Annotated in this window: 11 protein-coding genes; 6 read left to right on the top strand and 5 right to left on the bottom strand. The window is 69.1% G+C overall.

Going from position 1 to position 12,084, the window contains the following annotated elements; all coding sequences use genetic code 11:
* Positions 1 to 51: 51 nt before the first annotated feature.
* The 3 genes from NO930_RS06320 to NO930_RS06310 all read right to left on the bottom strand — a co-directional run bounded on the left by NO930_RS06320 (position 52) and on the right by NO930_RS06310 (position 1,590).
* On the bottom strand, positions 52 to 507 hold the full coding sequence (locus NO930_RS06320) for a pyridoxamine 5'-phosphate oxidase family protein (RefSeq protein ID WP_137783521.1): 456 nt from the start codon (positions 505 to 507) through the stop codon (positions 52 to 54).
* Positions 508 to 654: 147 nt separating this feature from the next.
* On the bottom strand, positions 655 to 837 hold the full coding sequence (locus tag NO930_RS06315; RefSeq protein WP_256402876.1) for a DUF7560 family zinc ribbon protein: 183 nt from the start codon (positions 835 to 837) through the stop codon (positions 655 to 657).
* Positions 838 to 954: 117 nt separating this feature from the next.
* Positions 955 to 1,590, bottom strand: a complete 636-nt coding sequence (locus tag NO930_RS06310; protein ID WP_137783523.1) for a helix-turn-helix domain-containing protein — start codon at positions 1,588 to 1,590, stop codon at positions 955 to 957.
* A gap of 185 nt (positions 1,591 to 1,775) precedes the next feature.
* Between NO930_RS06310 and NO930_RS06305 the strand changes: the two genes are divergently transcribed.
* The 5 genes from NO930_RS06305 to NO930_RS06285 all read left to right on the top strand — a co-directional run bounded on the left by NO930_RS06305 (position 1,776) and on the right by NO930_RS06285 (position 8,600).
* On the top strand, positions 1,776 to 2,165 hold the full coding sequence (locus tag NO930_RS06305; RefSeq protein WP_137783524.1) for a winged helix-turn-helix domain-containing protein: 390 nt from the start codon (positions 1,776 to 1,778) through the stop codon (positions 2,163 to 2,165).
* Between the two features lie 117 nt (positions 2,166 to 2,282).
* On the top strand, positions 2,283 to 4,025 hold the full coding sequence (locus tag NO930_RS06300) for a PAS domain-containing protein (RefSeq protein WP_256402875.1): 1,743 nt from the start codon (positions 2,283 to 2,285) through the stop codon (positions 4,023 to 4,025).
* Between the two features lie 201 nt (positions 4,026 to 4,226).
* Positions 4,227 to 6,371, top strand: a complete 2,145-nt coding sequence (locus tag NO930_RS06295) for an acetate--CoA ligase family protein (protein WP_256402874.1) — start codon at positions 4,227 to 4,229, stop codon at positions 6,369 to 6,371.
* Positions 6,368 to 7,429, top strand: coding sequence for a phosphotransacetylase family protein (locus tag NO930_RS06290; RefSeq protein ID WP_137783687.1), 1,062 nt, complete (start codon positions 6,368 to 6,370; stop codon positions 7,427 to 7,429). Before NO930_RS06295 ends, NO930_RS06290 begins: the two co-directional genes overlap by 4 nt.
* A gap of 127 nt (positions 7,430 to 7,556) precedes the next feature.
* The gene (locus NO930_RS06285) at positions 7,557 to 8,600 is read left to right on the top strand and encodes a cell division protein CdpA domain-containing protein (protein ID WP_256402873.1); all 1,044 of its coding nucleotides are present in this window, start codon (positions 7,557 to 7,559) and stop codon (positions 8,598 to 8,600) included.
* A gap of 46 nt (positions 8,601 to 8,646) precedes the next feature.
* Here NO930_RS06285 and NO930_RS06280 read toward each other — a convergent pair whose 3' ends face one another.
* Positions 8,647 to 9,756 carry a DUF373 family protein gene (locus tag NO930_RS06280; protein WP_137784074.1) on the bottom strand — a complete coding sequence of 370 codons (1,110 nt, stop codon included), beginning with the start codon at positions 9,754 to 9,756 and terminating at the stop codon, positions 8,647 to 8,649.
* A 112-nt stretch (positions 9,757 to 9,868) separates the two neighbouring features.
* A complete protein-coding gene (locus tag NO930_RS06275) occupies positions 9,869 to 10,612 on the bottom strand; it encodes a DUF6517 family protein (protein ID WP_256402872.1) in 744 nt (247 codons plus the stop codon).
* Between the two features lie 196 nt (positions 10,613 to 10,808).
* Between NO930_RS06275 and NO930_RS06270 the strand changes: the two genes are divergently transcribed.
* Positions 10,809 to 11,807, top strand: a complete 999-nt coding sequence (locus tag NO930_RS06270; RefSeq protein ID WP_256402871.1) for a radical SAM protein — start codon at positions 10,809 to 10,811, stop codon at positions 11,805 to 11,807.
* Positions 11,808 to 12,084 lie beyond the last annotated feature (277 nt).

Here is a 12,084-nt window from a genome sequence, read left to right as displayed (position 1 = left end):
GGACTGCTGAAACCTATCATCGAATGAGGGTTTCAACAAGGCCAAACGGCGTTACGCGTCGTCTCGATCGACGACGACGGTCCGTCCCGTGAGCCGGTCGGGGGAGAACCGATACAGATCGATGTCGAGGTCGGACTTCCCGTCCGCCCAGATCTCGAAGAGCGGCCGACGCGTCTCGCCGTACTGTGCGATCGTCTCGGGCGTCAGCTCGTCGAGGTCGACCCGGTGAAGCGTGCCGACGCCGACGACGCTGGCGTACTCGTCGCCGTCCTCCTCGTACACCACGACTCGGGCCGTCGGGTCCGACCTGAGGAACTCTCGTTTTTCGCTGTTCGGGGTCGACACCAGCCGGAGGAACGCGTCTCGCGACTCCGTGTCGAAGCCGTACGAGATGGGGATAGCGTAGGGCGTCTCGTCGCGCGCGAGCGAGAGCACGCCGGTCTCGTGTCGGGACAGAAACGCGTCGACCTCCGCGGGGGACATCTCGGCCTCGCTGTTCGTCGCCATACGCACACCTCTGTGTACGTCGGGATAAAGGATACGAGACGCGAGAGACTAGACGACGGCGCGACCTCTGGATGGCGGCACGGCGGCGAAACAGCGGGGCTGCGGGACGACAGCGCGGGGGGAGCGGCCTGCCGAGCCGCCGACGGCTCAGGAGAGGCGGTCGGCCGTCGGCGTACTCGTGGCAGAAGGGTTGTCGATGTCGGCCTCGGTGACGGCCGCGCCGCAGACGACACAGCCCGCGTCGAGCAGCGTCGCCCGCATCGCGCCGTCCACCTCGATCGACCGGCGACACTCCGGGCAGACGAAGGTGTGTCTCTGTGCGTCGGTCATACGTACACATTCGATCCGAACGCTCATCAAGGATGGATCGGATTCCTGTCGGTTCGGAATTCGATCACCCGACGACGCGATCGCGCGGCTGCGGCTCGACCGGGGCGGCGATCGCGGTCATTCGAGCACGGTCGAGAGCAGTTTCCGCTGTGCGGCGGCGACGTGCTCTGAGAACGTCGAACGATCGATGCCGAGGGAGTCGGCGACCTCGCCGGCGTTGGCTCCCTTGGGGTGGTCGAAGTATCCCGCCTCGTACGCGGCGGTGAGCACCTCTCGCTGCCGTTCGGTCAGATCGCTCCGGTCGACGGTGACGAGGTCCGACTCCTCGGGCGTCGAAGACGACTGGAGCAGCTGTAACACCTTCATGTCGGCACACGACTCCTGAAACCCGTCGAGAACCGATCGGAGGGTCGGGAGGTCGGTGGCGTGAAACGTGACGATCAGCCGCCCGTCGCGTATCGTCGTCTCCGAGGCGGGGATCCCGTGGCGGTCGAGCACCGTGAACGGCGAGTCGCCGCGGCACGGCGTCTCGAAGCGATACGCGGCCTTGGTGCCGTAGTCGAACACCACGTCCGCGTCGCCGGAGACCCGGAGGTCGCGGTCCGTGATGAACTCGTACGCGACGGTGTCGGCGTCGCCGTTGGGGCCGCTGCGGGCGACGCTGTAGATCGGCGTCGAGCCGTCGACGACCTCCGCGAACGGCGACGGCGGCGACACCGGAAGCGAGACTTCCGCCCTAATTCCGGACCCCATTCACGTTCGTCCGTGTTCGCCGGCGGTCAAAACGTTGACGACGCGGGGGGTACGTCCGGGGCGAGAGGTTCGAACGCCGAGAGGCTCGAACGTCGACGCTCCGCCCGCCGCCTCCGCGCGATCTTATAAAACACCCCGTATATACAGGGGCGGTGTTGGGGTGTGTGGAAGCGCTATCTACGTACATGAAGCGAAACGCTCCGCACGCGACCGGATCGATCACGGCGACCGAGGGCGACGAGACGCTGGACGAGTCGTTCGACCTCCTCGCGGACCCCGACTGCCGCGCGATCCTCCGCGCCGCCGACACGGCCATGACGACGAGCGAACTCGCGGAGACGTGTGACATCGCGCTCTCGACCGCCTACCGCAAGGTCGAGCGGCTGAGCGACACGCCCCTGTTGGTCGAGGGCGTCCGATTCGATCCGGACGGCGACCACGCGGCGGAGTACACGCGGGGACCGAGCGACGCCACGATCGAGTTCACCGGCGACGGCGTCGCGCTGACGCTCGACCTCCCCGACACGTCCGAGCCGGCCGCCGGCTTCGAGACGACGGGCGTGTCGGCCGACTGAGCGCCGGGCGAGCACGGAGCGTGCAGACGTCGAGCGGCCGTCTCGCGCGTCCGGCTCCGTTTCGTTTCTGATAATTCCGGAAACAGCCTTATTATTACGCACAGACGCGGTTCCGATATGTGTCAGCGGCTGGACCCCGGAACACTCATCGACCTCGCACAGGACAAGGTCGTGGTGCTCGACGCCGACGGGGTCTACCGATACTGCAACGCGGCCGTCGTCGACCTCCTCGGCTTCGATCCCGAGGAGCTGATCGGCGCGGACGCGTTCGATCTCGTCTATCCCGAAGATAGAGAGTGGGTTCGAACCGCCTTCGACGCGATCGTCGCCGGCGAGCGCGAGGCGGACGAGCCGTTCGAATACCGGTACGGCACCGCCGACGGCGGCTGGGTCTGGCTTCGGACGACGGTCCACACGCCCTCGGAGACGGGGATCGACGGCTACGTGTTGACGTCGCGCGACGTCACGAAGGAGGTGGAGTCGCGGCGGCGGCTGGAGACTATCGCCTCGGTGTCGGCGGACGTGTTCTGGATGTTCTCGGCCGACTGGAGCGATCTGCTGTTCGTCAACGGCGCGGTCGAGGAAGTGTACGGCGTGCCCGTGGAGACGCTCGAACGGGAGCCGGAGAGCTTCCTGGATGCGGTCCACCCCGACGACCGGCCGTACGTCGAGCGCGCGATGGACCGCCTCTCGAACGGCGAGTCCACCCACGTCGACTACCGGCTCGGGACCGAGGAGGGAGCGACCACGTGGGTCCGCGTGCCGGGAGAACCTGTCGTCGAACACGGGGAGGTGGTCGCAGTCACCGGGTTCGCGCGCGACGTGACGGAGGAGTATCGGCGGGAGCGACAGCTCGCGGTGATGGACAACCTGTTGCGTCACACGATCCGGAACGACATGAACATCGTCGACGGCACCGCGGCGCAGATCGCCGACCGGGTGGCCGACGCGAGCGAGTCGAGCGACGACGCCGACGGCGACCACGCCCGCGACGCTGCGAGGCCGTTTCCCGTCGACGCCGCCGAGGCCGTCACGGACCACGTCGAGACGATCCGCCGAGTCGCCGACGACCTGCTGACGACCGCGGAGAAGCAGCGCGGGGTGATCGAGATGCTCCGGCAACGCCGGTCGCCGCACCCGGTCTCGCTCTGCCCGGCCGTCAAGGCCGCAGTCGAGATGGCCGCCGACGACGTCCCGGGGCCGGTCGCCGTCGACTGCGAGGAAGCGGCCGACGCGGGCGCGGACGAGACGGGCGTGCCGGGATCGACCGACGGCGGGACCGTCGATCCGTTCGACTCGGGTCCCGGCGAGGCGGGCGACGCCGGAACGGACGCGACCGAGTTCGAGTCGAGCCCCGGCGGCTCCGAGGCGGGCGCGGGCGGCTCCAAGGCGAGCACCGCCGACGAGGAGGTGCCGCGGCTTGCCGCCTCGTGTCCGCCCGACGCGTCCGCGTTCACCCACCCGGAGATCGACTACGCGATCGCCGAGCTTGTCGACAACGCGGTCGAACACGCGGAGTCGACGCCGGCAGTCCGGATCGACGTGTCGGTCGCGGCCGATACCGTCGACATCGCCGTGTGGGACAACTGCGAGCCGATCCCGCCGGAGGAGCGGTTCGCGGTCACCGACCGATGGGAGATGGACGACCTCAATCACACCGACGGGATGGGGCTGTGGCTCGTCTACTGGATCGCCGACAGGTCCGGCGGCGACATCACGTTCGACACCCACGAGGGAGGCAACGTCGTGACCCTCTCGCTGCAGAACGCCGACTGCGACGACGCCGAGGACGCCGCCGATCCGACCGGGGGCGACGGCCTGGGGCCGCCCCAACGGCTGAACGCGGTCTCGAACGACTGACGAGCCCTCTGGGGGACCGACAACGCGGACGCGGCACGCCCGGCGAAGGTGGACGCGGCACGCCCGGCGAAGGCGGACGGCGGGCGGGACGGTGTCTCGGACGGCGTGAGAGAGAATTCGAGACGTCGGGCCGGCGAGTAACTCGGATCGCGAACCCGCTCCCACCGATCTTAAGCCACCGGTTCGCGTAGGCGATCGTTGATGGGTACGCTCAACGAGCTGTTCGACCCGGACCGGGTCGCCGTCGTCGGCGCAACCGCCCGCGAGGGAGCGGTCGGTCGCGCCGTCACGTCGAACCTGCTCGACGACTTCGACGGCGACACCGTCCCGGTCAACCCGAACTACGACGAGGTGCTCGGGACGCCCTGCGTCGACGGGGTCGGCGAGGCCGACGCCGACGTCGCCGTGATCGTCGTGCCGCCGTCTATCGTGTTGGACGCGATCGAGGCGTGCGGCGAGGCCGGCGTCCGCAGCGTCGTCGTGATCACCGCCGGGTTCGGGGAGACCGGGGAGGATGGGGCCGCGAGAGAGCGCCGTCTCGCGGAGCTAGCCGACGAGTACGACCTCAACCTCGTCGGCCCCAACAGCTTGGGGATCATGTCGACCCCCTCGGGGATGAACGCGACGTTCGGTCCGGAGAACGCCTTACCCGGCGGGCTCTCCTTCATGAGTCAGTCGGGGGCGTTCGTCACCGCCGTGCTCGACTGGGCCAACGACAACGGGATCGGCTTCAAAGACGTCGTGTCGCTCGGCAACAAGGCCGTCTTAGACGAGACGGACTTCGTCTCCCACTGGGGGGAAGACGACGAGACCGACGTCATCATCGGCTACCTAGAGGGGATAGAGGACGGCCGCGAGTTCATCGACACCGCCCGAGAGACCACGCAGGAGACGCCGATCGTCGCCGTGAAGTCGGGGCGGACGAGCGCCGGCGCGCAGGCCGCCTCCTCGCACACCGGGACGCTCGCCGGCTCCGAGAAGGCGTACGAGGCCGGGCTCGATCAGGCGGGCGTCATCCGCGCGGAGTCGGTCGACGAGCTGTTCGACGCCGCCGGCATCTTAGGCAGCCAGCCGCTGCCCGACACCGACAGCGTCGCGGTCGTCACGAACGCCGGCGGTCCGGGCGTGATGGCGACCGACGCGGTCGGCGACGCCGACCTCGACATGGCCTCGTTCACCCGCGAGACGAGCGACCGGCTCGCCGACGCGATGCCCGCGGAGGCGAACATCCACAACCCGGTCGACGTGATCGGCGACGCCGACGTGGATCGGTTCCGCGAGGCGCTCGAGATCACCGTAAGCGACGACAACGTCGGGGCCGCGCTCGTGTTGGCCGCGCCGACGGCGACGATCGACTTCGGCGACCTCGCGGACGCGATCGAGGCGGTCAGCGAGGAGATGGACGCCCCCGTGGCCGCCTGCCTGATGGGCGGCGACCGGACCCGCGAGCCGAAACAACAGCTGCAGTCGAAGGGGATCCCCTGTTACTTCGACCCGGCCCGCGCGATCGACAGCCTCGCGACGCTCGCGGAGTACCGCGACATCAGGACGCGCGAGTACGCGGACCCGATGACCTTCGACGTCGACCGCGAGCGCGCCCGCGAGATACTGGAGACGGTGCGGGAGCGCGACGATAACCGCTTAGGCGTCGAGGCGATGGAGCTGCTCGACGCGTACGGGATCGCCACGCCCGCGGGCGAGATCGTCGACTCGCCGGAGCGCGCCCGGGAGGTCGCGGCCGGGATCGAGGGGAACGTCGTGATGAAGATCGTCTCGCCAGACATCCTGCACAAGTCCGACATCGGCGGCGTCGCCGTCGGGGTCGAAGACGCCGACGTCGCGGACACCTACGAGACGCTGATAACCCGCGCGCGAAACTACCAGCCCGACGCGACCCTCCTCGGCGTACAGGTCCAGGAGATGGTCGATCTGGACGGCGGCGTCGAGACGATCGTCGGCATGAACCGCGACCCGCAGTTCGGCCCCCTGTTGATGTTCGGGCTCGGGGGTATCTTCGTGGAGGTGATGGAAGACACCACCTTCCGCGTCGCGCCCGTCTCGGAGCCGGAAGCGAGGGAGATGACAGAGGAGATCCAGTCTGCGCCCCTCTTGCGCGGAGCCCGCGGGCGCGACCCCGTCGACGTCGACGCCGTGATAGAGACGATCGGTCGGCTCTCACAGCTCGTCACCGACTTCCCCGCGGTCCTCGAACTCGACATCAACCCCCTCGTCGCACTGCCCGACGACGACGGCGGTACGAACGCCGCCGCCGTCGACGTGAGACTCACCGTCGACCCGGAGGAACTCGACCCGGAGGAACTCGACTCGGAGGAACCCGACCAATGACAGACACACCCACGACACTCGTAACCGCGACCGGAGAACACGTCGGAAAGACCGCGATCACCGTCGCCCTCGCGCGGCTCGCGGCCGACCGCGACCGCAGCGTCGGCTACATGAAGCCGAAGGGGACTCGGCTCCAGTCCAACGTCGGCAAGACGCTCGATCAGGACCCCATGCTGGCCCGCGAGGTGCTCGGATTAGACGCCGAGATGCACCAGATGGAGCCGGTCGTCTACTCGCCGACGTTCGTCGAGGGCGCGATCCGCGGCACCGAGGACCCGGACGCTCTGCGCGACCGGATCCGAGAGGAGTACGAGGCGCTCGCGGCCGACCGCGACCACATGTTCGTCGAGGGGGGCGGGAGCTGGACCACGGGCGGCGTGGTCGACCTGACCGACGTCGACGTCGCGGACCTGCTCGACGCGCGCGTCGTCCTGGTCGCCGAGTACGCGTCGCCGAACGACCTCGACGACGTCCTCGCGGCCGCCGACGCCTTCGGCGACCGGCTCGCCGGCGTCGTGTTCAACAAGGTCTCAGACGACGCGTTCGACTCGCTCGACCAGGACGGGATCCCGTTTCTGGAGTCGAGGGGGATCACCGTCTTCGGCGCGATCCCGCACGAGAAGGAGCTCGCCGGCGTCACCGTCGGCGAACTCGCCGACGAGCTGGGCGCGGAACTGCTGACCGACGCGCCGACCGACGCGTTCGTGGAGCGGTTCCTCGTGGGTGCGATGGGCGGCGACGAGGCGCTCCGGTACTTCCGGCGCGCGCGCGACGCCGCCGTGATCACCGGCGGCGACCGCGCTGACGTCCAGACCGCGGCACTCGACGCCTCGGGCGTCGCGTGTCTCGTTCTCACTGGGGGCCACCGACCCTCGGGGGCGGTGCTCGGCAAGGCCGCCGACGCCGGCACCCCCGTCCTCGCGGTGAACACCGACACCGTCACCACCATCGACCGGGCGGAGGGCGTCGTCCGCGGCGGCCGAACCCGCGACGCGCGCACCGTCGAGCGGATGGCGACGCTGCTCGACGCGCACGCCGACGTCGACGGGCTCCTCTGAGACGGGGCGGCCGGCCGGTTCCCGACGGAACCCCGGATCCGGACGTCTCCGGAGGATCCCGTCGCCGTCGACCGACACGGGCGAACGTCTGACATACTGTTTTCAGGGAGGACGACGTAGGCCGCGTATGACCAGTCTCTCGGAGGCGTACGGCGGACGGGGACGCTCCGAGGTCGATCCGCGTCGGCTGTACCTCGGCGTGGGCTCGTTCGTCGTCGGTGCGCTCCTGCTCGTCGCCGGAATCCTCGTGGCCGCGGAGGTGCTCCTCCCGAGCGGCTACGGCTCCGGCGCGGCGCGGCGCGTCGGCGGCGTGCTCGGCGGCGTGGGCGTCCCCCTGTTGTTGCTCGGCGTGATGACCGTGCTCCCGGCGAACCGAACCACGCGGGCGACGGCCGTGATCGGGGCCGCAGTCATGTGTCTCGGCGTTGCGCTGTTCGCGTACGCGTACCCGTACCACTGGGTCGGCGGCCCGCGCCCCGAGTTAACTGACCTCACGCTACCGACCGCGGGACTGTACTTCCTCGGCGCGGCGACCACGATGTGGAGCGTGTTCGTCGGCGTCGCGAACTTCAAGACGCGGAACGACCCCGGCGGGACCGTCACGATGGAAGTCACGCACAAGGGCGAAACGAAGGTGATCGAGGTCGGCCGTGACCAGCTCGACGGGATGGGCGGCGTGGGGCTTCTCGGCGGGACTCCGGACGGTAACGTCGAGACGCAGACCAACCGGCCGGACGAGCCCGATCGGTCCGGCGGCGGGTCGGTCACCGAGAGGACGGCCGGGAACGGGGCGGCGAGCGAGAGAGGCCGAGACGCCACCGCCGAGCCGGCTGGCGGGAACACGAGCGACCGGTCGGCGAGCCCCACCGGCGGCGTTCCCGGCACCGGACCCGGCTCCGCCGGCGTCAGCGACGGCGGGAGCAACCCGACCGCGATCAGGTCGCCGCTCGACGACGCGCAAGCCGCCGGACCCGACGGCCCCGACGCCGCGCCGTCACAGCCCGGGGCGACGGGGGAGGCGTCGCCGCGCGACGGGCCGGGTGACACCTACTGCGGGAACTGCGCGCAGTTCGACTACGTCCGGACGGACCAGGGAATGCAGCCGTACTGCGGGCACCACGACGAGCTGATGGACGACATGGACGCGTGCGACGAGTGGACTCCCCGGTAGCGGGAGACCAGCGCCCGGAGCGATCCGGAGACGTCAGGGTCACCGTTCAGGTCGGCTCGGCCGAGGGGAGCTGCGACTCGGCGACCGCGAACGCGAGCGTGCTCAACACGGCCGTGAGCGTGCCAGCCGCGAGCGCCATCGCGAGGTCCGACAGCGTGAGCGCGGTCACGCCCGGGGCGGCGGGGAGGAAGAACCCCGAGACGGCGTACAACACGACCGCGATAGACAGGACGTAGAAGGGCGCGTTGAGGTAGCGCCACCGGAAGCGCCCGGCGAGGTACTCGTCCGTGATCTGGCCGAGGCTGGAGGTGACGCCGGCGACCGCGAGCCACTGCACGAAGCCGTGGACGAACGCGGCCGCGTCGATCCCGACGGTCGTCTGGCCGCCGCGAGCCGCCGTGACGGCGTCGATCGTGTCGAACCCCTGAACCCCGCCAATGACGATCAGCGCGAGCGCGACGACGTATGTCACGAGCGTCACCCGCCCGGTGTAGAGGACGTTTCGGACGGTCGAGGCGGTCCGGTCCACCGAGTCTTCGAGGCCGAGACCGCGGAACAGCGAGTAGAGACCGACGACGCCAGAGAGGATCCCGAGCACGGCCGCGCCGGCGACGTCGAACAGGTTCGCGACGACGACGAGCGGGTAGATCAACAGGAGGACGCCGAGCGGGACCAAGATCGTGCCGCGGGTCTCGGGGTCGGCGAGGACCTGTTTGATCGTGTAGTAGAGCGATTCGAGGTCTTGGGCCTGCCGGACGACGACGCGGCGCATCCCGTCGATCGGCATCCGAGACCGGATCACGGGGAGCACCGACTCGTCTTGTGCGCCGTCGGTGATGACGACCGCGGACACCTCCTCACCGGTCGACAGCTCCGCGAGCACCCGGTCGACCTCCTGTCCGACCGCGCGGTTGGCCTTCACGTCGGAGCCGTCGACGCCGGTGACCGCGGCGACCTCGACGGTCTCGCCCGCGCTGGCGAGTTCGTCGTAGACGTTCACGCCCTGAAACAACACGTTCACGTCGGAGTCCTCCGGATCTGCGGTCGCGAGCGCGACCGCGCCCTCCGTGACTTCGTCGACGCCGACGACCGGGGTCGGGATCCCGGTCTTTCGGCCGAGGTCGTCGTCGAGGTCGACACAGAGGACGAGCAGCATCGGGCGAGGCTACGAGAGGCCCCGGCATATGCTTTCGGCTCGCCGGTGTCCGGACGTCCGGACGGGGACTCGTGACCTCGGCGTCGACCCGGTCGTCCCGGTCACCGCGGCCTCACTCGGTCGGGTGTTCGACGCCGTTCAGCAGCCGCCGCACGTTGTCGCCGTCGCTGATCGCCCGGGGGTACCCGCCGAGACAGATCACGAAGTCGCTCCCGTCCGCGATCGGTTCCGTGACGTGGAGCGTGATATCGATGGTCGCGCCGTCGTCGGCGAGTTCGGCCTCGGCGTCGTAGGTGACAACCGTCGCCTCGCCACCGAGCACGTCCGTGGCGTACTCGGACGCTCGCTGGAGGTTTCGGACGCCGTCGTATCGGTTCTGGACGAGCATCGCCAGCTCCTCGGAGTCCATGTCAGCGACCGGGTTGAACGTCTGTTCGAGCACCTCGACTTGCGGGGTCGAGAGGACCGCGAACACCGCGGCGCGGAACCGCTGTCCGAGCACGTCGATCCCGCGGTCGTACTCGGCGATCCGGTTCGTCACTTCCACCTCGCGGGTCTGTCCGGCGGCCTCGAACTCACGGGTGACGACGTCGTCACTGACGCCCTGCGACTCGTAGCCCGTCTCCTCCAGCGCGGCGTCGGAGACCGTCGCGGCCTCGGCGGCGAACTCGACGGGACCGCCGCCGGTGACGAAGTCGAGGGCGGTGCAGCCGGCGAGGCCGGCGAGTCCGAGCGATCCGGTGGCGGCGAGCGTCCGACGCCGCGTGAGACCACCGACCGCTCCGCCGTCGCGGTCGGACGGGTCGTCTACGCCGTCGCGATCGATCGCCTCCGAGGCTCCCCCATCGCGTTTCATACGTCGGTTCCGAGCGGGCGTCGGTACATACTTTGTGTTCCGTGGCTCGGGCGTCGCGTTCCGTTTTCGGGTTCGGGGTCGAGAGTGAGCGGGACGCTCCGTGTGAACGGCCGTGTTCGCACCGCCGTGCGGACGGCTCACGCCCGCAGCGGCGCTTCGGACGCTTTTTCACGCCGGAGCGAGTATCGAGGTGTAGATGATCTCCAAGGGCTGTGAACAGTGCGCCAAGGGCGGCAAGATGGTGCTTTTCGTCTACGGCTACTGCGACCAGCGGGACTGCTTCTACTGCCCCCTCGGAGAGAACCGGAAGAACGTCACCGACGTGTACGCCAACGAGCGGAAAGTCGAGTCCGACGAGGACGTGATCGAGGAGGCCAAGCGCATGAGCGCGCTCGGCACCTCGATCACGGGCGGCGAGCCCCAGGAGGCGATGTCGAAGACGACGCGGTACCTCGAACTGCTCAAAGACGAGTTCGGCGAGGACCACCACACGCACCTCTACACCGGGATCACGGGCGGCCGCGAGAACATGCGCCGGCTGAGCGAGGCCGGGCTCGACGAGATCCGTTTTCACCCGCCCGTGGAGCTGTGGGGAGACATGCACGGCACCGAGTGGGAAGAGATCCTCTACGTCGCCCGCGAGGAGGGGCTCACCCCGGCGTTCGAGATCCCCGGAATTCGGGCGGAGCCGGAGTTCCTGGAGTTCCTAGACGAGGGCGCGGCGGAGTTCTGTAACATCAACGAGTTCGAGATGAGCGACGGGAACTACCGGCGGATGCAAGAGGAGGGATTCGAGCTGCAGGAGGGCCACATGTCCGCCGTCGAGGGGTCGAAAGACGACGCCATCTTAGAGGAGATGGCGAGCCACGAGAAGGTGTACTTCTGTACGTCCGTGTTCAAAGACGCGGCCCAACACCGCAACCGCCTGAAGCGGATGGCACGGAACATCCGCCGGGAGTTCGACGAGGTGACCGACGACGGCACGCTCGTCTACGGGAAGGCGTTCGCCGACCCCGACCGCTTCGAGGCGCTCGGCGTCCCCGAAGAGTTCTACACCGCGAAATCGAACCACGTCGAGGTGGCGTGGTGGCTCTTAGAGGAGATGGTGGAGGACGGTGACCTCGACGAGGGCGAGATCGTCGAGCAGTACCCGACCGCCGACGGCACCGTCGTCGAGCGGACGCCGGTCGCCTGAACGGGCCGTTTGTATTCTCGTGCCGGCGGACTGTATTCGTGTATGCGTCACCCACAGTGACGACGGTGGCGCGCGCCTGCGAGCGGCCGCCACCGGCGGCCGCGATGAGCCCGCGAGGTCGCCGACGCTACGCGCCGGTTGCCAGGGAATCACTGATTCTCGCTGGACGCGGCGAACGCGAACGGCGAAGCGTGAGCCGCGAGGCTGGGGCGGCGTGAGGTGCGGTCGCGGTGCCGTCTTCGATCACTTTCGGCATCATCCCCGCGCTTCAGGCGGG

The organism is Halorubrum salinum, assembly GCF_024494575.1.
GTDB classification, from domain to species: domain Archaea; phylum Halobacteriota; class Halobacteria; order Halobacteriales; family Haloferacaceae; genus Halorubrum; species Halorubrum salinum.
This window is presented reverse-complemented; position numbering and strand designations above follow the sequence as displayed.